The organism is Planktothrix agardhii, assembly GCF_904830935.1.
GTDB lineage: Bacteria > Cyanobacteriota > Cyanobacteriia > Cyanobacteriales > Microcoleaceae > Planktothrix > Planktothrix agardhii.
The window spans coordinates 875,824-897,589 of record NZ_LR882952.1; the positions used below are offsets into that span (position 1 = coordinate 875,824).

General features: G+C 37.6%; 24 protein-coding genes and 2 pseudogenes. 11 read left to right on the forward strand and 15 right to left on the reverse strand.

Annotated features, from left to right (window positions below):
• The first annotated feature begins 17 nt into the window (after positions 1–17).
• Positions 18–497, forward strand: coding sequence for a tellurite resistance TerB family protein (locus NMG88_RS04040; protein ID WP_042152044.1), 480 nt, complete (start codon positions 18–20; stop codon positions 495–497).
• Positions 498–588: 91 nt separating this feature from the next.
• Positions 589–1,404 (forward strand): hypothetical protein, encoded by an 816-nt coding sequence (locus tag NMG88_RS04045; protein ID WP_052369350.1) that lies wholly within the window; start codon positions 589–591, stop codon positions 1,402–1,404.
• A gap of 54 nt (positions 1,405–1,458) precedes the next feature.
• Here the strand turns inward: NMG88_RS04045 and NMG88_RS04050 are convergent.
• From NMG88_RS04050 to recR, 3 genes and pseudogenes are all read right to left on the reverse strand, one after another.
• Positions 1,459–1,662: pseudogene (locus NMG88_RS04050) on the reverse strand (toprim domain-containing protein); the annotation flags it as partial.
• Between the two features lie 83 nt (positions 1,663–1,745).
• Positions 1,746–2,045, reverse strand: a complete 300-nt coding sequence (locus tag NMG88_RS04055) for a PepSY domain-containing protein (RefSeq protein ID WP_235751021.1) — start codon at positions 2,043–2,045, stop codon at positions 1,746–1,748.
• Positions 2,046–2,203: 158 nt separating this feature from the next.
• The gene (gene recR, locus NMG88_RS04060; protein ID WP_227366500.1) at positions 2,204–2,815 is read right to left on the reverse strand and encodes a recombination mediator RecR; all 612 of its coding nucleotides are present in this window, start codon (positions 2,813–2,815) and stop codon (positions 2,204–2,206) included.
• Between the two features lie 207 nt (positions 2,816–3,022).
• Between recR and NMG88_RS04065 the strand changes: the two genes are divergently transcribed.
• Positions 3,023–3,514, forward strand: a complete 492-nt coding sequence (locus NMG88_RS04065; protein ID WP_227350129.1) for a redox protein — start codon at positions 3,023–3,025, stop codon at positions 3,512–3,514.
• Between the two features lie 51 nt (positions 3,515–3,565).
• On the opposite strand, the gene NMG88_RS04070 is transcribed toward NMG88_RS04065, so the two are convergent.
• On the reverse strand, positions 3,566–4,519 hold the full coding sequence (locus NMG88_RS04070) for a helix-turn-helix domain-containing protein (RefSeq protein ID WP_254035129.1): 954 nt from the start codon (positions 4,517–4,519) through the stop codon (positions 3,566–3,568).
• Between the two features lie 202 nt (positions 4,520–4,721).
• Between NMG88_RS04070 and NMG88_RS04075 the strand changes: the two genes are divergently transcribed.
• From NMG88_RS04075 to NMG88_RS04090, 4 genes are all read left to right on the forward strand, one after another.
• The gene (locus NMG88_RS04075) at positions 4,722–5,273 is read left to right on the forward strand and encodes a DUF3421 domain-containing protein (RefSeq protein WP_254035130.1); all 552 of its coding nucleotides are present in this window, start codon (positions 4,722–4,724) and stop codon (positions 5,271–5,273) included.
• Positions 5,274–5,494: 221 nt separating this feature from the next.
• Complete coding sequence (locus NMG88_RS04080; protein WP_254035131.1) at positions 5,495–6,610, forward strand: patatin-like phospholipase family protein; 1,116 nt, start codon at positions 5,495–5,497, stop codon at positions 6,608–6,610.
• Between the two features lie 175 nt (positions 6,611–6,785).
• Complete coding sequence (locus NMG88_RS04085; RefSeq protein ID WP_235765623.1) at positions 6,786–7,547, forward strand: leucine-rich repeat domain-containing protein; 762 nt, start codon at positions 6,786–6,788, stop codon at positions 7,545–7,547.
• 70 nt (positions 7,548–7,617) lie between these two features.
• Positions 7,618–8,613, forward strand: coding sequence for a hypothetical protein (locus NMG88_RS04090; RefSeq protein ID WP_254035132.1), 996 nt, complete (start codon positions 7,618–7,620; stop codon positions 8,611–8,613).
• Positions 8,614–8,819: 206 nt separating this feature from the next.
• Here the strand turns inward: NMG88_RS04090 and NMG88_RS04095 are convergent, their stop codons facing one another.
• On the reverse strand, positions 8,820–9,338 hold the full coding sequence (locus NMG88_RS04095) for a hypothetical protein (RefSeq protein ID WP_235765625.1): 519 nt from the start codon (positions 9,336–9,338) through the stop codon (positions 8,820–8,822).
• A gap of 69 nt (positions 9,339–9,407) precedes the next feature.
• Positions 9,408–9,821 (reverse strand): annotated as a pseudogene (locus NMG88_RS04100) (Uma2 family endonuclease); the annotation flags it as partial.
• 306 nt (positions 9,822–10,127) lie between these two features.
• Here NMG88_RS04100 and NMG88_RS04110 point away from each other — a divergent pair.
• Positions 10,128–10,439, forward strand: a complete 312-nt coding sequence (locus NMG88_RS04110; protein WP_254035133.1) for a hypothetical protein — start codon at positions 10,128–10,130, stop codon at positions 10,437–10,439.
• A 70-nt stretch (positions 10,440–10,509) separates the two neighbouring features.
• Here NMG88_RS04110 and hypB read toward each other — a convergent pair whose 3' ends face one another.
• From hypB to NMG88_RS04130, 4 genes are all read right to left on the reverse strand, one after another.
• Positions 10,510–11,295 carry a hydrogenase nickel incorporation protein HypB gene (gene hypB / locus NMG88_RS04115; RefSeq protein WP_235751030.1) on the reverse strand — a complete coding sequence of 262 codons (786 nt, stop codon included), beginning with the start codon at positions 11,293–11,295 and terminating at the stop codon, positions 10,510–10,512.
• A gap of 2 nt (positions 11,296–11,297) precedes the next feature.
• The gene (hypA, locus tag NMG88_RS04120; RefSeq protein WP_026786640.1) at positions 11,298–11,639 is read right to left on the reverse strand and encodes a hydrogenase maturation nickel metallochaperone HypA; all 342 of its coding nucleotides are present in this window, start codon (positions 11,637–11,639) and stop codon (positions 11,298–11,300) included.
• A gap of 80 nt (positions 11,640–11,719) precedes the next feature.
• Positions 11,720–12,196, reverse strand: coding sequence for a hydrogenase maturation protease (locus NMG88_RS04125; RefSeq protein WP_235751031.1), 477 nt, complete (start codon positions 12,194–12,196; stop codon positions 11,720–11,722).
• A 170-nt stretch (positions 12,197–12,366) separates the two neighbouring features.
• Positions 12,367–12,837 carry a DUF4079 domain-containing protein gene (locus NMG88_RS04130; RefSeq protein ID WP_026786638.1) on the reverse strand — a complete coding sequence of 157 codons (471 nt, stop codon included), beginning with the start codon at positions 12,835–12,837 and terminating at the stop codon, positions 12,367–12,369.
• 114 nt (positions 12,838–12,951) lie between these two features.
• Here NMG88_RS04130 and uvrB point away from each other — a divergent pair, with 114 nt between their 5' ends.
• Positions 12,952–14,949 carry an excinuclease ABC subunit UvrB gene (gene uvrB / locus NMG88_RS04135; protein ID WP_254035134.1) on the forward strand — a complete coding sequence of 666 codons (1,998 nt, stop codon included), beginning with the start codon at positions 12,952–12,954 and terminating at the stop codon, positions 14,947–14,949.
• Between the two features lie 400 nt (positions 14,950–15,349).
• Here the strand turns inward: uvrB and NMG88_RS04140 are convergent, their stop codons facing one another.
• The 5 genes from NMG88_RS04140 to NMG88_RS04160 all read right to left on the reverse strand — a co-directional run bounded on the left by NMG88_RS04140 (position 15,350) and on the right by NMG88_RS04160 (position 19,697).
• The gene (locus NMG88_RS04140; RefSeq protein ID WP_026786636.1) at positions 15,350–15,865 is read right to left on the reverse strand and encodes a DUF29 family protein; all 516 of its coding nucleotides are present in this window, start codon (positions 15,863–15,865) and stop codon (positions 15,350–15,352) included.
• 15 nt (positions 15,866–15,880) lie between these two features.
• Positions 15,881–17,137 carry an S-layer homology domain-containing protein gene (locus tag NMG88_RS04145; protein ID WP_042152057.1) on the reverse strand — a complete coding sequence of 419 codons (1,257 nt, stop codon included), beginning with the start codon at positions 17,135–17,137 and terminating at the stop codon, positions 15,881–15,883.
• Between the two features lie 170 nt (positions 17,138–17,307).
• A complete protein-coding gene (gene bioF / locus NMG88_RS04150) occupies positions 17,308–18,519 on the reverse strand; it encodes an 8-amino-7-oxononanoate synthase (protein WP_235751033.1) in 1,212 nt (403 codons plus the stop codon).
• On the reverse strand, positions 18,509–18,739 hold the full coding sequence (locus NMG88_RS04155) for a hypothetical protein (protein WP_026797786.1): 231 nt from the start codon (positions 18,737–18,739) through the stop codon (positions 18,509–18,511). Before NMG88_RS04155 ends, bioF begins: the two co-directional genes overlap by 11 nt.
• Positions 18,740–18,803: 64 nt before the next feature.
• Positions 18,804–19,697, reverse strand: a complete 894-nt coding sequence (locus tag NMG88_RS04160) for an ion transporter (RefSeq protein ID WP_202806755.1) — start codon at positions 19,695–19,697, stop codon at positions 18,804–18,806.
• 3 nt (positions 19,698–19,700) lie between these two features.
• Between NMG88_RS04160 and trpS the strand changes: the two genes are divergently transcribed.
• Both trpS and NMG88_RS04170 read left to right on the forward strand, forming a co-directional pair.
• Positions 19,701–20,708 carry a tryptophan--tRNA ligase gene (trpS, locus tag NMG88_RS04165; protein WP_042152064.1) on the forward strand — a complete coding sequence of 336 codons (1,008 nt, stop codon included), beginning with the start codon at positions 19,701–19,703 and terminating at the stop codon, positions 20,706–20,708.
• Between the two features lie 117 nt (positions 20,709–20,825).
• Entirely contained in the window at positions 20,826–21,716 is an 891-nt protein-coding gene (locus tag NMG88_RS04170) for a methylenetetrahydrofolate reductase (RefSeq protein WP_042152067.1), read from the forward strand.
• Positions 21,717–21,766 lie beyond the last annotated feature (50 nt).

Below are 21,766 nucleotides of genomic sequence, written 5' to 3' on the forward strand. Positions count from 1 at the left end.
ATTCACAGGTTAGGTTAATGGAAGTCCCGCCTCCCCCTTCAATTACACCCCGTCAGATGAATCTTTTGCGGGTTGTAGCATCGATGGCTTGGTCAGATGGAGAATTAGCCACTGAAGAAGTTAATGTGATGCTAGATCAGTTTAGCCGTTTATTTGCTAAACAGGAACAACAACAGCAGGAACTTCAACAGGAATTAAGGGATTATTTAATGCAAAATATCCCCTTGGAGGAGTTAATTCCTAAACTAGAAACCCAACCAGAACGGGAATTGGTACTTATTTTAGGATATGAAGTAATTAATTCCAGTTCTCGCACGCCAGATGAACCTAAAATTAACCCCGACGAAGCCGCAGCTTATCAAAAATTATTAGACTTACTTAATCTTCCTTCCGAGGTAGTTGAACGTTTGGAAGTTGAGATGGATAATCCCTCTGATTCTAAAGCACAACTGATTGAAACCATTACTCGTAAATTAGGAGAATTTATTCACAAATAAAAGACTATTAAATAGATAGGGGATAACTTCTAAATCCCCTTTATATTTTTCAAGAAAAAACCGGATTATCGAGTTAAAAATTTCAAATTCCATGAATGACATCAATAAACAAGCTCACAAAGGCCGTATTGCAGCTATCATTGAAATTCTTAATCAAGAAATGACTGATTTAGGGGTAACTAATCGGGCTATTTATATCAATAATATCTTGCAATTGCTGTGTGAAGCGAAGAATGCTGAATCCTTAGAAAAATCAATAGTTGTTAGTAAAGTTCGTGGGATTTTAGAATCAATTTCACCGCCTAATATTCGTCGAGTCCATATTAATAGTCGTATCCGACAAGAAAAGCAATTACTCTGGTTAGAGGATATTACTCAAGATCCTGAAAATCAACTATTATGGTCTGAAAAAATTATTCTTAAAAAACCTAATATTTTTTATAAAATTTCAGGTTCAAATCCAAGAGATTCCGCCATTGAATCCTTATCTAATCAACCCAAATCTAGTCAAATACAACAAAATTTAATTTGGGCTATTGCTGTTACTGTAGTATTAATATTAATGGGATTTCTTCTGTATAATGCCTTACAATTTCAATTATTAGAATCCCTACAATCTCAGTCACAAAATGATATAAAATCATCTCCTCAACCGCCAGAAATTTTATCTTCAGCCCAACAATTTAGTCGCGGAGTAAAAATCGCAGAAGAAGCCGCCTCCGAGGGAAAATTTGCTGATACCCGTCAAGAATGGTTAGAAATCGCCCAGAAATGGCAGCAAGCCGCCGATTCTATGGAAGTAGTTTCTCCCGATTTTGAACGCTATGCTACCGCCCAAAATCGGGCTGCATTATATCGTCGCAATCAAGAACAAGCTCAACAAGAAGCTGACGCGATGAATAATTAAGGTTTTTTGGTAAAACCCAAGTCTAAATCAAGAAACTCTGCGGGTGGGTATTCTTTAATCCAACTCCCGCCGCCCTTCTAAAGCCCGGGCTAAGGTAATTTCATCGGCATATTCTAACTCGCCGCCCATCGGTAAACCAAAGGCAATTCTAGTTACTCTCGTGAAAGGTCTTAATAGTTGACCGATATATAAAGTTGTGGTTTCCCCCTCAACACTGGGACTAATAGCAATAATCACTTCTTTAATTTGTTCAGGGCTTTCTGAGAGAGTCCTAAAGTACTCACCACAAAACGTAGTAAGCCCTTCAGGGCTTTCAGATTATGGCATTAATGTTTCAACCCTCAATCATCTTGACGCTTGGAAATGATATTAAAGTTTTGATCAAGGTAAATCTCATAAATCTTTCCATCGGAGCAAATCACATCATCAACTTCATAACGATTGCGATTGAAATAAAACTCTACATCATGATCATCATTGAGTGAACAACCTTGACCTGCCAAAACCTGTTTAATTCTAGCAATTTCCTCCGGGGTTGCGTCTCGATCATTATCGGCTCGAACACTGTCTATCCCCAAGATCAAGCTAAAAAATGACAGAGATACCAATAAAAGACAACCTGAACCTGTTTTTTTAATCATTTTTCTAGGACTTACGCAGAATACCCAATTATACACCATCTGTAGGGGCGAACGGCCGTTCGCCCCTACTAGATATGGTTGTTTTGCGTAAGTCCTGTTTTCGCAACTAATCTATAACTTAGGCAAAAACCCGGTTTATTAGCGGGTGGGTGTCAGTTTTAATCCAACTCCCGCCGCCCTTCTAAAGCCCGGGCTAAGGTAATTTCATCGGCATATTCTAACTCGCCTCCCATGGGTAAACCAAAGGCAATTCTAGTTACTCTCGTGAAAGGTCTTAATAGTTGACCGATATATAAAGTTGTGGTTTCCCCCTCAACACTGGGACTAATAGCAATAATCACTTCTTTAATTTGTTGTTGACTCACCCGACGGACTAGGGGTTGAATGGTTAATTGTTCGGGGCCAACCCCATCCATCGGGGAAATTACCCCGCCCAAAACATGATATTTACCCTTATATTCCCGGGTTTTTTCTAAAGCGATGACATCCCTGGAGTCGGAAACCACACAAATTGTATCGGGGTCGCGTTGAGGGTTGCGACAAATATCACAAACGGGTTCAGCCGAAAGATGGAAACAAACCTGACAAAAACCAACTTGCTGTTTCGCATCTAATAACGCCTGGGCTAAGGCTTGCACATCTTCATCAGGACGCTTAATAATATGAAGCGCTAGGCGTTGGGCGGTTTTTGGCCCCACACCTGGTAAACGTTGCAATTGCTCAATTAACCGAGCTAAGGGACGAGTATAAACCGTCGGACTACCTCCAATTCCAAACCGTAGTAAGCCCTTCAGGGCTTTCTGAGAGAGAGTCCTAAAGGACTCACTACATCTTACCTTAAAAATTCCCCCTCTCCTTCCCGACCTATCTATTCGGTTTCCGCATAGAAACTATGCTTAATGGGTTTTGATTGTTTTAAGAAGTGTGACTAAGCTAAGGACAACAAGCGAAAAACGAATAACCTAAATAAAATCTGTATGTTTGAATTAATCCCCTTTCATAAATTCCGCGATACTCCCAGTGTTCGTTTTTTTGATATTACAATTGCTAATTCTAACGCCCGGGATTTAGTCTTCCATGAAGGGCCAGCCATTAGTCCCAATAACACCGAAGCTGGATATTGGCAATTTTATCTTCATCCCCATCAAGAAGATAATTTGTTAGCAGTGAGTGGGGGACGTACTTTTTATTTAGTTAATTTTACTTGGAAAAATCCCTATCATATTGTTAGATTAGATGCTAACCGTCACATTTTAAGGATTCCCCCCGGAACGTTCCATCGTTCTGTTTCTGACCCCGATGGTTCTTTGGTATTAAACCAAGCCGTTAGAACCGCAGAAGCTACTATTAAAAGTGAGTTTCGGGTTTATAATAGTTTTGAAATTCCCCGTTTACTCAGAGTTACTTCTAAATTCGGCCCGAAACCAATTCTACATGGTTTTGATCAGGAAGAACGACAAGCGGCTTAAGTTAGCACCTCAGAAACCCGGTTTCTTTCAGAAACCCGGTTTCTCTGTCTCTCAAGAATCTAAACCTTCTAAATTTAAGACTCGCACAGGTAAAAGATTTCCTGCTAAAACGGCAATTTCTTGAGGAATTTCTCGACTGGTGATCAGAATACAACTTTGATGGTTAATTTCTCCTAGTTGTTGCAGTAGTTGTCCATATTCTTCATATCCATTTCGGTAGTTTCCTGTTAACATTCTATCTTGAAAAATGGCATCAAACCCATCAAAAATAATTAAACAGCGATGGTATTGTAAGTATTCAATAAAGCGTAAAATTTCGACTTCAATTCTCTGATAAATTCGGGGGGGGGGGGGAGAAATCAAACAATAATCACATATTTTTGTTAGTAATTCAGATAAAGATAAACCAGTATTAAGGTTATAATAGAAAACAAATTCAAACTGTTGCTTAATTTCCTGAGTCAGTTTAACTGATAAGGCCGTTTTCCCAATTCCTACCATCCCTAAAATAGCAATCAAGCGACAATTTTCTTCTAAAATCCAGTGTTTCAGCGTTGAAAGTTCAGTGATTCTACCATAAAAAAAGGAAACATCAATTGCTGTATTTAAACCATAATATTTGGGATGATTTCTAATTTTTTCTGATGCTAATTTTTTAGCTATTACGATCTTTAAACAGGAAGAACAATCATGGGCTGTTAATGGTTTTGATCCAATCTCAGACTGACTAGATATCTGTTTTGATTGATGGGAATAGGAGCGAATAACCGCATGAAAAGTAGATTTACTAACGGGAGTTCCTAGGATTTGAGAGAGCGATCGCCACAATTGAGAACCGACCCCTTTAATATAGTCTGTATCGTAGTCGAAGGCTGTGGCAATTTGTCGATAGGATTTTCCTTGCCAAGACTCCCGCAACACCAATTCTTGAGTATCATTCAACCGATTTGATCGAAACAGAGGAGTTAATAGAGCTAAAACCTCATCAGGTGTAATCTCTGGCATGGTTTATTCCCGTCGCACTATCATTTGATTTGTATTTTATCACCTTTTCTTACTTTTTTTACTGTTCTTTGTTTATCTTTAGGTTTCTTTACATGAAAGTGATCACCTTTTCTTACTTTCAATCAACGATTTAGGAAGTTAGTCTAAGAACAGAAAGTTAGAAAGTCTAATAACTTAAGGAGAGTTAAGGAGGAATAAGATTATGAAAATGATTTTCGGAGGAGCAAAAATGAAATTGCAAAAATTAATTTTCCTCAGTACCCTGGGGTGTTTAGCTTTTAATTTTTCCTTTTCTCCTTTAGTGAAGGCAGGAGAAATATCCTGGGTATATGGCAGAAATGGTGCTTTGTCTAATAATCCAGTCAATATCAATGATGAACAATTCTTCGTCTGTCAAGTTAGCTTATCGGATTCTAAAGGTAATTTTGTTTTACCTGGTAAACTATCACCTGGTCTTCAAAAGTGTCTCATTTCCTATGGCGGTCGGGAATTCGGTTATTCAAACTATAGAGTTCTCAATGTAGTTTCTGGTCAAGCAATTTGGGTAGCTAAAACTGGAAGTTTTGAGCCTGATGGTGCAATTATCGGCGGTCGTACTTCAGATGGAAACAAAATCTTTATTTGTGCTGTTCCTATTGGTGGTGGTTGGACAATAGGACGATATCATTCTGGTAGTGATCAATGCTATATACCTTATGGGGGTGATGAAAAATTTTTTACTGGAACTAACATGAAAATCTTAGTATTAAGATAATGATTGTGTAGCCAATCTAAAAAAGAAGCATCCTTGCTTTTACTGGTGGTGTAGGAAAAGGAAAGTTTCATATTTGAAACTATATTTTGTGAGAGATAACCCAATCATTTCAGTCAATTTTAGGCTAAAAGCAAGCACAGTATTTACAGGCTATTCAATCAATTCTAATTTCGATTGTTGATAAATAGCCTCAAATCAATACATATCAAGGAGCAACTAAAATGTTTGACAAACCTCGCCGAATTCTTTCTTTTGATGGTGGCGGTATTCGCGGACTTTTAACTGCCGTAATGTTAGAAGAAGTTGAAGATAAGCTCAAAGCAATCAATCCTGATAAAGAATTGAGAGAGTATTTTGATATTATTGCTGGTACATCTTCAGGGAGTATTATTGCACTGGCTGTTGCTCAGGGAATATCTGCAAGAGAAATTAGAAGTTTTTTTAAATGCGACGGCGATAGAATTTTTCCTGACCCTAAATCCACCGTATTCAGTTTAATTCAACGATTCTTAGAGCAAGATTTAGATTGGACAACCTTTAACCCTTTTAATATTTTAGATGTAGATAATGAAAATATCAAAAAAATATCGACTCAGCCTGTTTACGATGGTAAAGGTTTAGAGGAGGTACTTAGAGAAAGATTCTCAGAACAGCTATTTGGAGAACTTAAACCTTTACTGATTATCCCTAGTTATGATGTCTACAATCGTCGAGCAATGATATTTAAAAATAACGACGATCTCTACAAAAGTGTACCAATTTGGGAAATTTGTAAAGCTTCTTGTTCTGCTCCTGTTGCTTTTCCGGCTCATCTGATTGATAATGATAACTTTATTTATGGAGTCCAAAAACAAGCTAAAGAAGCTAAAAAACTTGGCAAAAAGTCAAACTTAAAAGTTCCCAATGAAGGTCTTCCGTTTATTGATGGCGGTTTAGTTGCTAATAATCCAGTTCTTTGTGCCATTGCTGAATGTCGAAAAGTTTTCAAACAACTTCCCAATTTAGTTGTATCTTTTGGAGTTGGTGCAGGATTACATCGAATTACCATTCGACAATCCCAAGGATGGGGAGCTTTCAATTGGGCAAGTATTATTAGAAGTATTCCCTTAATGGATGTATTTGCAGATGGTTCCACTGATGCCACAGATTATATTGCTGAACAACTTCTTGAACACGAAACTGACTATGTACGATTTCAATCTTTTTTCACAGAAGATGTCAGCACATTTAGTGCAGATGAAAAAAACATGATGGTTTTAGAAGAATCTGTTGCTGATTATATTACAACTAAAGATTATCAAGATAAAATGCAAAAGATCGTTCAAGAACTGACGTAATAAATTGGGCTTTTAATAATCATAATCTAGCCCAACAATGTCACCTCAACTATCAACATAATTCCCTTTTAATGTTCCGACTTATAAGCTAGAGTTATCAACTAGAGTAGGGAATAAGTTAAAAGGGTTTTATTGATTGATGGTTAGGGTAAATTCAGCCAGAGGATAACCCATCATGAAAAGATTAACATCGTCATTATTAATCGGACTTGTATTAACTCTAGGAATCTCTAACGGTTATTTATTAGCCCAACCCCCAACAGAGTTTAAAACCTTTGCCCAATGGTGTGAAAATCAAAACCAACTTGGCGAAGAAACTAAACATACGATTGAAGTGTTATTACAAGTAGCAGAAACAACGGATTGTAATAAAGCAAATCAAATCTTATCTGAAAGCACTAAAATTGATATATCTAGCAATGAAATTAGTGACATTAAGCCTTTATCTAGTTTAAATCAATTGGCAAAGATTGACCTCAGTTACAATAACATCAGAGATATTAAGCCTTTATCTAGTTTAACTCAATTGACATATCTTAACCTCAATTACAATGAAATCAGAGATATTAGTCCTTTATCCACTGTGGCTCAATTGAGAGAGCTTGCCCTCGGCAACAATGAAATCAGTGATATTAGCTCTTTATCTTTTTTGACTCAATTGAAAGGTCTTTATCTCTATAACAATGAAATCAGTGATATTAGCTCTTTATCTTCTTTGACGCAATTAAAAGTTTTTTCTATTATTAACAATCAAATCAGTGATATTCGCCCTTTATCTGGTTTAACTCAATTGATAAGTCTTTACCTCAGTAACAATCAAATTAGTGATATTAGCTCCTTATCTTCTTTGACTCAATTGCAAAAACTTATTCTCAGAGAAAATCCCATAAAACAGAAAATCTGTCCTTTACCCAATCAATCAATCTGTTTTTTTTGATATTAAATTAAAAAATGTGATCGCACTCTCTCAAACACCTCTAAATCTTACCTAAACAAAGGAAAACATCATGAAATCTTACACTGACAAAGAAGAATTAACCCAAATCGGCTCCCCCAAGCTTTGGGTAATTTTAGGGTTAGGAACCGCTTTATTTGTGATCTCCATGAGTTTTATTTATCCATTAATAGCAAAGGATTTACTATTAATGGTTGGAATCTTTACTCTTCTTGTTGTCTCAATTGTAATGATTGTCATTTATATCGCTTGGGCGGCTATTCTTAATCTCAAAAAAACTCAGATCACCGATCAGATTAATCGTCAACTAGCGGGAGATTTTATTAGTAATCAAGACAACTATTGGTATCGCTGGCAATACACCGAACGAGATCGAAAATGGATTGCATCTCATATTTTTTTAGAAGGACTTGGGATATTATTATTATGGTCTCCGTTTATAATAATTGTTATTCTAATCATTGAAATTTTAAACGGCAGAAAATTTCATTATCATCCGACGGGAAATTGGCTTCAAGATCTGATTAACTTACTGGGAGTAGAGATCTGTATTGGCTTCGGAATAGGATTAGTATGTTTTATAGCTGGGATTTTTGAAGCAGCCAAAAGAAGCAAAAATATTTGTGATGTTTATATTGGTGAAAATGCGTTTTATGCGGATGGTGAATATTGGCGCTGGGAAGGAACACCCTATCATTTATCTAGCATCAATTTATCAAAACGAGTCTTAAAATTTGAATTATTTTATCAAGTACAAAAATCCGAACCCGATCGAGATTTTGTTCTGACAACTCGCTTATTTGCCGATGAACCCAATGGGGAGATCACTCGCTCTATTTTTGTTCCTCTCGGTCAGGAACAAGCTGCTGATCAGATAGTGAAAGAATTAACTAAAAAATGTATTCCAAACCCTAAAAAGGGCAGGTATTATAATAGTGATTATTATGGCGATAGTTACTACAGTGATAATGATTCCTCTGACTCTGATAATAGTTGTTCCTGGGGTGATTCTGGAGATTCTGGAGATAGTTGTTCTAGTGGCGATTAGTCTATTAACTTTTTCTTTAGTATTAGATCCCCCTAGCCCCATTTTCAAGGACTTCAAAGTCCCCCTTTTTAATGGGGATTTAGGGGGATCTCATCTCAGGGTAAAACCAGAAGTTTTCAGCTAAAATTGACACCAATACGCTTGCATCCCCCACATATTAATGTAATCTTAGACAATTTTTAAAACTGATTTAGACTTGCTATATATTATTTATTCGTTTCAATCCAGTGTTCAATTTCATACAACATTCGTCGATCATCGTCTTCTGGTTCTCCTCCAATTATTCCCAAATAAATATTTTTCTTAGATACAAATTCAAGATATACTGAAAGTTCCTTGCCACGGTCAGATGATGATGACTGTGTAATCTTGAATTTCAAGAAATTATCAATACTTTCTGTGATTTGCTGTTTCCTAATTCGACTTTCTTGAAATAGTTCAATTTGATGAGTTTTGAAATTGAAAGTACATAATGAACAGTAGAATTGACAAAAAGTTATAAAAAAAATATAAGCACAAAAAACAACAAATAACAACATGATAAAGAGAGAAGATAAATTGCCATCAAGAATATCAGAAATCAACGACATTAATACCGAAATTGAAGAACCTAAAGTCAATATAAACAGTATGATGATGAAAACTGTTGATAAATAACTTTTTTTTTGACCAATTTGAAAAGTAATTTGATCAGCGTTTTTTTCCAAAATTTTGACCTGAGACATCCTATACATTCTATACATTTTTACACCTCTTATTTTTAGGGATAAAGCCCTGAAGGGCTTACTACGGGTTTACCAGATTAAGGTTAAATCTAATAGAAATCCGGGTAAAATATCTTCTCCTGATAATGTTGTCGGATTTTCTAATATTTCTACTTCTTGTTGAGGGCGATAAATTTCGACCCGTTTATGTTTGGGATCAATTAACCATCCTAATTTTGCCCCATTCTCTCGATATTCATTCATTTTATCTTGTAGAGATTTTAGGGAGTCAGTTGCTGAACGTAATTCTACCACAAAATCAGGACACAAAGGCACAAATTCTTCTCGTTGTTCGGGTGTTAAACTGAACCAGCGATCGCTTCTAATCCATGATATATCAGGAGAACGATCCGCACCATTGGGAAGTTTAAACCCTCCAGAAGAATCAAAGGCTATACCCAGTTGATTCTGCTTATTCCAGATGCCAAACTCCACAGCAATATTAAAGTAAAGAAAGTCCAGAACAATTACAGGTATGGTTTTGGGATGAAATTGGATTTAATTTAAGAGTAATAAAAAGAAAGAACTGGTGTAAAAAAGGAAAGAGAAGAAAGATTAGAGGAGACAGAAGAATTTGAATTAATCCCCTTTCATAAATTCCGCGATACTCCCAGTGTCCGTTTTTTTGATATTACAATTGCTAATTCTAACGCCCGGGATTTAGTCTTCCATGAAGGGCCAGCTATTAGCCCGAATAACACCGAAGCTGGATATTGGCAATTTTATCTTCATCCCCATCAAGAAGATAATTTGTTAGCAGTGAGTGGGGGACGTACTTTTTATTTAGTTAATTTTTCTTGGAAAAATCCCTATCATATTGTTAGATTAGATGCTAACCGTCACATTTTAAGGATTCCCCCCGGAACGTTCCATCGTTCTGTATCAGACTCCGATGGTTCTTTGGTATTAAACCAAGCCGTTAGAACCGCAGAAGCTACTATTAAAAGTGAGTTTCGGGTTTATAATAGTTTTGAAATTCCCCGTTTACTCAGAGTTACTTCTAAATTCGGCCCGAAACCAATTCTACATGGTTTTGATCAGGAAGAACGACAAGCGGCTTAAATTGGACTTTAACTAGAGAAACTGGATTTCTTCCAGAAACTCGGTTTCTCTGTCTCTCCAGTTTAAATAACTAATTAATCTTTAATTCTAAAATCTGTTGCTCTAAAAATTGATACCATTCATTCATCCCAACACCTGTTTTAGCAGAAACTTCAAAAATTCGAGCTTGGGGAACAATTTTTTTAATATTATTTAAGGCTAATTCTCGATCAAAACCCACGACTTCCGCAATATCAATTTTATTAATAATTACCACATCAGCAGTTTTAAATAATGTCGGATATTTCAAGGGTTTGTCTTCCCCTTCCGTGACGGAAAGTAAAGCAATTCGTTGATTTTCTCCTAAGTCATAGGCCGCCGGACAGACTAAATTTCCGACATTTTCAATAATTAATAATTTGACTGAATCTAAGTTAATTTCAGAAAGGGCTTTAGCGACCATATCCGCTTCCAAATGACAAACATTTCCCGTGGTAATTTGAACCACTTGCGCCCCCGACCGTCTGAGTCTTTGAGCATCATTATCGGTGGCTAAATCTCCAACAATTACAGCCCCAGGAAGATAGGAATTAATATCAGTTAGAGCCCGTTCAATAAAAGCGGTTTTTCCCGAACCAGGGGAGGATAAAACGTTTAAAACAAATAGTCCTTTACCCCAAAAAAAGCCTCGATTTCGTTCTGCTAATCGTTCATTTTTAGAGAGAATGGCTTCGTGAATTGTTAAGGTTTGATGGGGATGTTCATGATCAGAATGTTGATCATGGTGATGATCATGGCTGTGGAGATGGTCGTGATGATCATGACTATGGATTTCAATTGTTCCAGGGGTAACAGCGCAACCGCAATTTGTACACATAATCAAGAAACCTCTAAAGATGTTAATTCTAACTCTTTTCCCTGAAGAATATCAAGGCTATATTGATGACAATGGGGACATTCATAAATATAATCGTCCGGCTGAAATTCAACCTGACAATTATGACAATAACAGCGAACAGAAATTGAATCGATTTCAAAAATAGCGGTTTCTGCCATTGTTCCTTTCGCCACCACATCAAAGGCAAATTCTAACGCCTCTGGGATAACTCCCGATAGAGCCCCTACTTTCATTTTAAGCCAATGAATTTGAGTTGCCCCTTGTTGTTTAGCATGGTTTAAGGCAATCTCTAGGGTTTGTTCCATAATACTAACTTCGTGCATAATTATTTGTAGTAACCTCTTTAGGGTTTTTTTTCAGTCCTGAAGGACTCACTACGGTTGGTTTTAATTGTAACTTATTTTTAGGTTTTATTGATAAAAGTTTTAATAATTCTTAAAGCCTCTTGGATGCCTTGTTGAGCTTTTTGCGAAAGGCTTTCAGAGAGTTCAAAATTTTCGCCAGGAATAGCAATTAACCATGATTGGGGTTGCTTTTGATAGAGAAATTGGGTTAAGGATAAAAGCGATCGCGGATTTAAAGAATGTCCCCAATTAAATAAATCTGAGGGTAAAGGTTCTAAGGAGGTAATATTAACTGTCTTCCCTTCTAAACTCGCATCGACAAAAATTACTGTATCCACCTCAGCCATTTCTGCTGCAACTTCCGGGGTGAGTTGATGCAGAGAAAGCGATCGCACATTCATTAAATTCAACTGTTCCAACTCAGTAATTACCGCTTGACCAATCCCATCATCCCCTCGAATTTGGTTCCCATATCCCACAATTAAAATCATATTATTTTCTATAGTTAGTGTTGGGAAATAATCAAAATTAATCACTTTAAATTTAGAAGTTTTTAACCTTTATTTGAATCATAGTAAGTGTTTTATTTTATTCAATTACTTTCGGGTTAAGCTGTACTCTCATTAAATGGGATAATTCTTAATTCCTTACACCTGACTTAACCCAATTGTTGAGAGTAACAGCCTATTCCCTATTCCCTCCGGGATCACATTTTACTAATAATTCGTTGGACGATTTCGACTCCGGTAATAGCTTGCCAAGCAAACAGTCCCAGGATGATAGTATTCAGGGTAATATGACTATATCTCGCCCAATTAACTCCTTTTTGCATATAGGGAGTTAAGGAAGCAGAAATCGCAATCATTCCGGTCATTCCCAGTCCCGCCAATAAGTGGGGGCCAACAAACAGTTTCCCGTTGTTAATATAAGTCACACCCATCCCGCCAATACTTCCTAACACCATCAAAGCCAGTAAAACTGAACCGATTTGGTGATGTTTAATATTGAATTTTCCCTTAATTAACTCTTTTTTGGTGTCTCCGTCCGCTTCTCGGGTACGACGAATTTGTACCCCCAAATACATCGCATAAATAGATAATCCTAACAAAATCCACATCAACACCGGATGAAAAAAATTCAGCCAAGGTTTAATCGAGACTAGAATCGGCGAATCCATAATGTCCTCTCAGCAAGCCACAAAACTTAATAAAAATTAGCATACACCAGTTAACAGTCGCCCGTCTATGATATCCTGCTGCTATTCTAGTTGAATCCTTAATCAAGTTTGGCAATGAAACCCTTTAAACTTCATGCCCCCTTTCAACCCCAGGGAGACCAGCCCCAGGCGATCGCCCAACTTACCGATAATATTCAAAACGGGCAACCCTTCAGCACTTTATTGGGGGCAACGGGAACCGGAAAAACCTTTACCATCGCCTCGGTAATTGAAAAAATCGGACGTCCGACCCTAGTTTTAGCCCATAACAAAACCCTAGCCGCCCAATTATGTAACGAATTTCGGTCATTTTTTCCTGAGAATGCTGTCGAATATTTTATTAGTTATTACGACTATTATCAACCGGAAGCCTATCTTCCTGTTACCGATACTTATATTGAAAAAACCTCATCAATTAATGAGGAAATTGATATGCTGCGCCATTCCGCTACCCGTTCATTATTTGAACGGCGAGATGTGATTGTTGTGGCTTCAATTAGCTGTATTTACGGGTTAGGAATGCCCGCCGAATATTTAAAAGCAGCTATTTCTTTACAGGTGGGAGAAGAAGTTGATCAACGGGAATTGTTAAGGGAATTAGTGTCGGTACAATATACTCGCAATGATATTGAGTTAACTAGGGGAAGGTTTCGGGTGAAAGGAGATGTTTTAGAAATTGGCCCTGCCTATGAAGATCGAATTATTAGAGTGGAATTTTTTGGGGATGAAATTGAAGCTATTCGTTATACAGACCCGATTACAGGGGAAGTTTCGCAAAGTTTAGACTGTTTAAATATTTATCCCGCCCGACATTTTGTTACTCCAGAAAACCGTTTAGAAACAGCTTGTGATGACATAGAGCAGGAATTAAAACAACAGGTAACAGCACTAGAAAGTCAAAGTAAACTACTAGAAGCACAACGGTTATCCCAACGCACCCGTTATGATTTGGAAATGTTGCGGGAGGTGGGATATTGTAATGGGGTGGAAAACTATTCTCGTCAGTTAGCTGGTAGACAAGCGGGAGAACCTCCAGAATGTTTAATTAATTATTTTCCCAATGATTGGTTATTAGTTGTAGATGAATCTCATGTCAGTGTGCCTCAAATTCGGGGAATGTATAATGGCGATCAAGCGCGAAAAAAAGTCTTAATTGATCATGGGTTTCGTTTACCCAGTGCGGCGGATAATCGTCCGTTAAAAGCGGAGGAATTTTGGCAAACAGTGAATCAGTGTATTTTTGTTTCCGCGACGCCGGGAGATTGGGAAATTGAGCAATCTCAAGGTCAAGTGGTGGAACAAATTATCCGTCCGACGGGAGTAATTGACCCAGAAGTTTTTGTCCGTCCAACTTCAGGACAGGTTGATGATTTATATGGGGAAATTCAAGAACGAGTTATCAGAGATGAGCGGGTTTTGATTACGACCTTAACCAAAAGAATGGCGGAAGATTTAACCGAATATTTGCAAGAAAGGGGAGTTAAGGTTAGATATCTGCATTCGGAAATTCAGTCTATTCAAAGGATAGAGATTATTCAAGGATTACAAAATCGAGAGTTTGATGTCTTAATTGGGGTGAATTTATTACGGGAAGGGTTGGATTTACCCCAGGTGTCTTTGGTGGCTATTTTAGATGCGGATAAGGAGGGGTTTTTGCGATCGCATCGCTCACTAATTCAAACTATCGGACGAGCAGCGCGGAATATCCGAGGACAGGCGATTTTATACGGGGATAATTTAACCAAAAGTATGATTAAGGCAATTGATGAAACTAACCGACGGCGGGAGATTCAACGGAAATACAATCAAAAACATGGAATTATTCCCCAACAAATTATTAAAAAATATAGTAATTCTATTTTGGAATTTTTGGATGTATCTCGACGGTTAAATGCTCAAACCACAGCGAAACAGATAGAAACCTTTGAGGAATTTCCCTTGGAAAGTATTCCCGATTTAATTATCCAATTAGAAACTCAAATGAAGATGGCGGCGAAACAGTTGGAATTTGAAGAAGCGGCTAAGTTACGAGATCGGATTAAACAGTTACGCGATAAATTGCTTGGACATTAGGGTTTTAAAAAACCACAAAGACACGAAGAAGGAGAAGGGGAAACTCCATTTTTGGAGTCTGTTGCACAAAATGTGCTTTTTGTCAAGATACCTATTTTGAGCTTGTGGTTTTTAGCCTAAAATTGGTGCATCATCTTTCCTTAATTGTGTCAGGAAATCAAGATATTTTACGATGGAATAGGAGTTCTGGCTTCTGTTTTGGGCTTTAGACACAGTAAACCCTTGAGAGGTATTCCCTTAACTATACCAGAACCCCCATGATTCCGTCAACTATTTGAGAGTGATTTTCAATAAAATATCAAGATTCCCTGATAATCCTTTAAAAAACAAAACATTTTTGCAAAAAACATCAGTAAAACTTATCAATAAACCCCGTTGTTGCGCTTCAGCGCAATCTTCTCTAATTCCCTGTCCCCCAAGCTATTCCCCCTGGTAATTGAATTAACGCCTGGTTAACAATATTTGGTAACTCCTTTTTAGAAAAACGATAGGTTAAATTAATTAAACTATCACCCACTGAAATCACAGCCTCCCTATCGACCATTTCCGATAACTGAAAGGGGGTACAATTTCCCTGGAAAACCTCTACGGAAGCATCACTAATTGCTGATTCTAAAGCATCTTCCATCAAAGATTGCCATTCATTCTGCTTGATATAAGTAGATATTCTATTGTCTTGCAAATTCAATCTTTTAATTTCAACTAAAGCTCCGCGAATAGATGCAGCCCAAGAATTTGTTAATCGCTGTTCTAATTGATTTTTAACTAAGTGAATCAACATTCTGACTAACTGTGATTCAATGGCATCAATTTTAGCCTGTCTGCTCATGCCATCCAATTGTTCAACAAGGGTTAGCGCATCCTGATATCGTCCTTCTAAAAGACTTGCTTTTAAATCTGCTAATTCCTGAATCATCAGCTTTTCCTCCCCTTAATTTGGTGTTGGATTTGGATTAGGATTAGGGTTATTTAATACTTCATTAGCCGAAATTCCTTCCCCTTGAAATCCAAAATACCAAAGGGTAGCTGCGGCTTGTGCGCGAGTCACAGTTTTTTTCGGTTGGAATAAAGTTGTATACCCAAAAACCCGACGAATATTGGAATTATCAGCATTATTATAGTCTTCTAAAATAGCAGGTAAAGCCCCAGGATCAATTTTAGAGGTATCTTTAAAACCCCATCTTTCTTTAACTGCATCAATATTAGCTTTTGGTAAAGACTGTCGAGTATCTAAGGGAACTTTCCAGGCAATTAAATCCTCCCGGGTTAAGGGAGAATCTGGACGAAATTTTGTTATTGTATTATCTCCAGATAACGGACTTGAAATTAAACCAGCTTCTGCTAATCCTTGAATTTCAGCAAAATTCGGATGGGTTTTGGGAACATCTGTAAAAATGGGTTGATTATTTTCCGTGGCTAACCGAATTTTTTGGGCTGGATTATCGGCATATAATTTATTATTCACTTCCACCAGCCAACGGGCGTATTGACTGCGAGTAATTGTACCATTTGGGTCGGGTAAAATTCCGGTTTCTTGGGAATTGGGGGCTTTAAAAATACCCAATTTTGCGATATCAGCAATAAAGGAAGTTAACTCCTGAGAAATAGCATTATTTTCTGGTGTTTCGGGATTAGGACTTACGGTAGGTTTAGGCGTAGGAGATGGAGATATTACCGCAGCAACCGGAATGGGTTGATAACGAATTTGAAAATAGGTTTTTCCGTCTGGTTTAGGATTAGATTGTTGAGCAATAGTAACTTTTAAATTATCTTTCTGAGCATTCAGATTATTGCTATTTTCATTATCTGAATTATTGATAATTTTCCAGCTTTTTGTTTCTAATTCTTTTTTATAGAAACTCTGAACAGCATTACTCGGATCACCCGTTTCCCAGAGGGTAATGACAGCCGTTTTATCGGTGGTTGAAGGCATAACCTCTCGTAAACTGGCATTAGGATAGGGCGGAATTTCTGAGGGAAAATCAGCCGGAAGTTCAACCGCAGGAAGTATGGGTTCAGGGGTTTGAGTGGGTGTTATTATTGGTTCAGGCGGAGGGGCATTGGTTTCCAACTGAGGATCGGCTTTTAGAGAATTTCCGATAGCTTCCCCCGTGGGACTATTCGCACAGGATGATAGAGTGGCAATTAAACTAACTGTTAAACCCGTAAATAGAAGAATGTTTTTCATTGATATAGAAAATGGGTAATTGGGATCACGGATTTAAGAGGATTTCACGGATTTCACGGATTTTAATTTGTGTTAATGTGCGTAATTCTCTTAAATCATTGATGGGGAATGGGGGGGTAATAAAAAGTAATTTGACTTGATAAACAAGATTAAGGTTTAATATTCCTTTATTATACCTCTTGGTGTCTTTGTGCCTTGGTGTTTCCTTCAAAAATTATATCGGTTAAAACTTGAACCAATGTTTGCAACTGCATGGGGGTGTGAGTTGCCATTAAGGAAATCCGAATCCGACTGGTATTGACAGTTGGGGGACGAATCGCGGCGGCAAAAATTCCTTGTTCTTTGAGTTGATGTTTTAGGGTTAATACCGTGGCTGCATCTTTAATCGGAATACAAAAAATCGGTGAAAGGGAGTGGGAAATCTGTAAGTTAGATATTTTTTTCTGATCTTGAAATAGGGTTTCTAAGGTTTTCACATTTTGCCATAACTGTTCCCGGCGTTGGGGTTCGGTTTGGACAATATTAATCGCTGCTAAGGCGGCGGCGGTGTCCGCAGGACTTAATCCAGTCGTATAAATCCAACTAGAAGCGCGATTTCTTAAAAAGTCAATTAATTCCGCCGAACCTGCTACATAACCCCCCAAACTTCCCAGGGCTTTACTAAGAGTTCCCATCTGAATTAAAGGCTCTCCCGTACAGTTAAAATGGTCTACACATCCGGCGCCATTTTTACCAAAAACTCCTGTACCATGGGCTTCATCTACTAATACCATACAGGAAAATTCTTCCCCTAAATCGAGTAAATCATGTAGGGGACATAAATCCCCATCCATGCTAAATACACTATCGGTAATAATCAGTGCTTTGCGGTGGGGAAGACGATGTTCTTCTAATAGTTTTCTCAAATGTTCTGGGTGATTGTGTTGATATTCTAACACCGTCGCCCCACTCATTTTCGCCCCATTTTTAAGGCTAGAATGATTATATTCATCGGATAAAATCAAATCCCGTTGTCCGACTAAAGCCGCAATTGTGCCAATATTAGCTAAATAACCGGAACTAAAAACCAAAGCATCTTCAGTTTGTTTAAAAGCAGCGATCGCTAATTCCAAATCTCGATGGAGTTGGCGATGTCCAGTTAATAATCGAGAACCTGTTACTCCGGTACCGAATTGTTGGGTAGCTGCGATCGCTGCATCAATTAATCGTTGATCTCCGGTCAATCCCAAATAATCATTACTGGCAAAATTAATTAAGGATTTACCCTCTATCATCAGAGTAGATCCGGGTTGACTTTCGACAGTTTGAACTGAACGATACCAGTCCGCTTTATGAATCGTATGGAGTGCTTTTTCAATCCAAGCATAAGCATCATTGATCATGTTGAATATCATCAGGATAGGGTTGACTAATTTCGGCACTTTTGCCACGAACTGGGGGTAATTTATCCACTAAACCCAGATCAAAAGCAATATCGGGTAACTCTCCAGCAATATAATGTCCGGGTTCAAAAATGCGACTGGGAGTAAAACAGATTTGTCTCAATTCGACCGTTTCTGTTTGTTCAAACATTCCTCTAAATAGTTTACGTTCTAGTCCCATGATTAAATTCCCTTTATTTTAGCAAAATTAGATTAAACCTTTTCAATCATAACCGCAAAATCAATTAATTATCAAGATCCGTGGAATTTTCCAGAGGTTGATCAATATTTTTACCACAATGGGGACAAATTTTAGGATAAAGGGTTTGATTAGCTTGTTTATTCCGAGCAATAACTTCAGTAAAACCCGATGCAATAATCCCCGCAGGTAAGGCAATAAGTCCAATTCCTAATAACGCTAAAATACCCCCTAATAATCTTCCCAGGGGAGTAATAGGATAAACATCTCCATAACCCACCGTTGTTAAGGTAATTACCGCCCACCACATTGACGCCGGAATATGGGGAAATTTATCCGGTTGTGCTTCATGTTCGGCAAAATAAATTAAATTCCCCGAAAATATCAACAAAAAAAATACCACATTTAATGTTAAGACTAATTCCTTTTTTCGCAGATAAATTACTTGATTTAAAATTTGAGTTACCTGGGAATAACGACCTAATTTTAAAATTTGTAAAAAGCGAGTCAATTGCAAGAGTTTCATCTCTTGAAAATTGCCAGGATCAAAATAAAAATAGAAGGGTAAAAAAGCAATTAAATCAATAATTGCTAGGGGAGTTAACATATATTTTAGCCTTCCCCAAACCGGATGACTATATTTTTTAAGGATCGTACATGACCAAACCCTTAATATATATTCTAAGGTAAAAACTCCCAAGGAAAACTGATTAAATGAGTTTAAAATCGTTTTATAAATTTTAAACATTTCATCTATCGATTCAATGCAAACCACCAGAGTATTTAAAGTAATTAAAAAGATTAAAAAATATTTAAAAAATCGACCTAACGGGTGTAGGTGTTCCTTCGTCTCTAAAAGCAGAAACACACGATGCTTCAATTTTTCAACCATATTATCCCATTCGTGCCAAGATAGAGTATTAAGTTCAGTTAATATCATCTTATGGGTAAACAGCGAGTTCTATCTGGAGTACAACCGACCGGAAACCTACATTTGGGGAACTACCTGGGTGCAATTCGCAACTGGGTAGACCATCAAGCGCAATACGATAACTTCTTCTGTGTCGTTGATTTACACGCCATTACCGTCCCCCATAATCCTGCGACCTTAGCAACCGATACCTACACCATTGCGGCTCTTTATTTAGCCTGTGGCATTGATTTAGAATATTCTACAATTTTTGTTCAGTCCCATATTTCCGCCCATACTGAACTCACCTGGCTACTGAATTGTATTACCCCAATGAATTGGCTAGAAGACATGATTCAGTTCAAGGAAAAAGCAATTAAACAAGGGGAAAATGTGAGTGTGGGTTTACTCGATTATCCCGTATTAATGGCGGCGGATATTTTACTCTATAATGCGGATAAAGTCCCCGTTGGGGAAGATCAAAAACAACATCTGGAATTAACCAGAGATTTAGCAGTCAGGTTTAATCATTTATTTGGAAAAGGAAAAACCCTATTAAAATTACCTGATCCTTTAATTCGTCCCGAAGGTGCGCGGGTAATGAGTCTCAGCGATGGTACTCGCAAAATGTCAAAATCCGATCCCTCAGAATTAAGTCGGATTAATTTATTAGATGATCCTGATACGATTACTAAAAAAATTAAACGCTGTAAAACCGATGCAGTTCGCGGTTTAACCTTTGATGATCCAGACCGTCCAGAATGTCATAATCTATTAATGCTCTATGGAATTTTAGCGGGTAAAACCAAAGCAGAAGTCGCAGCAGAAGCTGAGGATATGGGATGGGGTCAATTTAAACCTTTATTCACAGAAACTCTGATTGAAAGTCTGAAACCCATCCAAGCAAAATATAAAGCGGTGATGGATGATAGAGGCTATTTAGAATCGGTGTTAAAAAACGGTCGAGAAAAAGCCGAAGCGGTAGCCAACCAAACCTTAACTCAGGTTAAGCAAGCCATGGGATATTCCCTGCCTTTATAATTTTAATTCCGATGAATTAAAATTGATCATCCTGATTTTACTATCCAATTCAGGAACTTTCAACCGGGCTACAAATTCTAAACATTAACCTTTGAAAAACAACTTTGAATTTTAAGAATGAATCGTTTTCGTACTGCTTGTCAAACTTTAGATGAATTTATTGTGACGGCGGAAGTCGCCCCCCCCAAAGGTGCAGACCCTAGCCAGATGATTGAAATGGTCAGACTCCTCAAAGGTCGAGTTCATGCGGTTAATATTACCGATGGGAGTCGGGCTGTTTTAGGAATGAGTTCCCTGGCCGCTTCGATTATTTTGATCCATCATGGGGTAGAACCGATTTATCAATTGGCTTGTCGCGATCGCAATCGGATTGGTTTACAAGCGGATTTATTAGGAGCCCAAGCGTTAGGAATTAGAAATGTTTTAGCCTTAACTGGTGATCCGGTCAAAGCTGGAGATCATCCCGATGCTAAGGCGGTTTTTGACTTAGAATCTGTGCGCTTATTACAAGCAATTGATAAACTAAATCAAGGCAAAGATTGGAACAATAAAACCCTACCCGATGGGGCGACGGATTTATTTCCTGGGGCGGCCGTTGATCCCCAATCTTCCAGTTGGTCAGGGTTAAAAAGCCGATTTGAACGTAAAATAGAAGCGGGGGCGCAGTTTTTTCAAAGTCAATTAATTACGGATTTTGATCGATTCGATCAATTTATGACCGAAATTGCTGATAGTAGTAAAAAGCCGATTTTAGCTGGAATATTTTTATTGAAATCTGCTAAAAATGCTCGATTTATTAATAAATATGTTCCTGGGGTTTGTATTCCTGATTCAATTATTGATCGTTTAGAACAGGCTAAACACCCCCTAGAAGAAGGCATTTTAATCGCATCAGAACAGGTTAAAATAGCCCGTGAACTTTGTCATGGAGTGCATATTATGGCGGTTAAACGGGAAGATTTAATTCCTAAAATTTTGGATTTATCGGGAATAAAACCTTTGTTTTAATATCTAAAGTTCCTTGCCCAGAAATCAGTTGAAATCGGTGTACAAACTTC

Bases quoted from the DNA above. Each gene is read 5' to 3' on its own strand.
- NMG88_RS04040 (WP_042152044.1), top strand. From the start codon at position 18: ATGGAAGTCCCGCCTCCCCCTTCAATTACACCCCGTCAGATGAATCTT.
- NMG88_RS04045 (WP_052369350.1), top strand. From the start codon at position 589: ATGAATGACATCAATAAACAAGCTCACAAAGGCCGTATTGCAGCTATC.
- NMG88_RS04055 (WP_235751021.1), bottom strand. From the start codon at position 2,045: ATGATTAAAAAAACAGGTTCAGGTTGTCTTTTATTGGTATCTCTGTCA.
- NMG88_RS04065 (WP_227350129.1), top strand. From the start codon at position 3,023: ATGTTTGAATTAATCCCCTTTCATAAATTCCGCGATACTCCCAGTGTT.
- NMG88_RS04070 (WP_254035129.1), bottom strand. From the start codon at position 4,519: ATGCCAGAGATTACACCTGATGAGGTTTTAGCTCTATTAACTCCTCTG.
- NMG88_RS04075 (WP_254035130.1), top strand. From the start codon at position 4,722: ATGAAAATGATTTTCGGAGGAGCAAAAATGAAATTGCAAAAATTAATT.
- NMG88_RS04080 (WP_254035131.1), top strand. From the start codon at position 5,495: ATGTTTGACAAACCTCGCCGAATTCTTTCTTTTGATGGTGGCGGTATT.
- NMG88_RS04085 (WP_235765623.1), top strand. From the start codon at position 6,786: ATGAAAAGATTAACATCGTCATTATTAATCGGACTTGTATTAACTCTA.
- NMG88_RS04090 (WP_254035132.1), top strand. From the start codon at position 7,618: ATGAAATCTTACACTGACAAAGAAGAATTAACCCAAATCGGCTCCCCC.
- NMG88_RS04095 (WP_235765625.1), bottom strand. From the start codon at position 9,338: ATGTCTCAGGTCAAAATTTTGGAAAAAAACGCTGATCAAATTACTTTT.
- hypB (WP_235751030.1), bottom strand. From the start codon at position 11,295: ATGTGTACAAATTGCGGTTGCGCTGTTACCCCTGGAACAATTGAAATC.
- hypA (WP_026786640.1), bottom strand. From the start codon at position 11,639: ATGCACGAAGTTAGTATTATGGAACAAACCCTAGAGATTGCCTTAAAC.
- NMG88_RS04130 (WP_026786638.1), bottom strand. From the start codon at position 12,837: ATGGATTCGCCGATTCTAGTCTCGATTAAACCTTGGCTGAATTTTTTT.
- uvrB (WP_254035134.1), top strand. From the start codon at position 12,952: ATGAAACCCTTTAAACTTCATGCCCCCTTTCAACCCCAGGGAGACCAG.
- NMG88_RS04140 (WP_026786636.1), bottom strand. From the start codon at position 15,865: ATGATTCAGGAATTAGCAGATTTAAAAGCAAGTCTTTTAGAAGGACGA.
- NMG88_RS04145 (WP_042152057.1), bottom strand. From the start codon at position 17,137: ATGAAAAACATTCTTCTATTTACGGGTTTAACAGTTAGTTTAATTGCC.
- bioF (WP_235751033.1), bottom strand. From the start codon at position 18,519: ATGATCAATGATGCTTATGCTTGGATTGAAAAAGCACTCCATACGATT.
- NMG88_RS04155 (WP_026797786.1), bottom strand. From the start codon at position 18,739: ATGGGACTAGAACGTAAACTATTTAGAGGAATGTTTGAACAAACAGAA.
- NMG88_RS04160 (WP_202806755.1), bottom strand. From the start codon at position 19,697: ATGATATTAACTGAACTTAATACTCTATCTTGGCACGAATGGGATAAT.
- trpS (WP_042152064.1), top strand. From the start codon at position 19,701: ATGGGTAAACAGCGAGTTCTATCTGGAGTACAACCGACCGGAAACCTA.
- NMG88_RS04170 (WP_042152067.1), top strand. From the start codon at position 20,826: ATGAATCGTTTTCGTACTGCTTGTCAAACTTTAGATGAATTTATTGTG.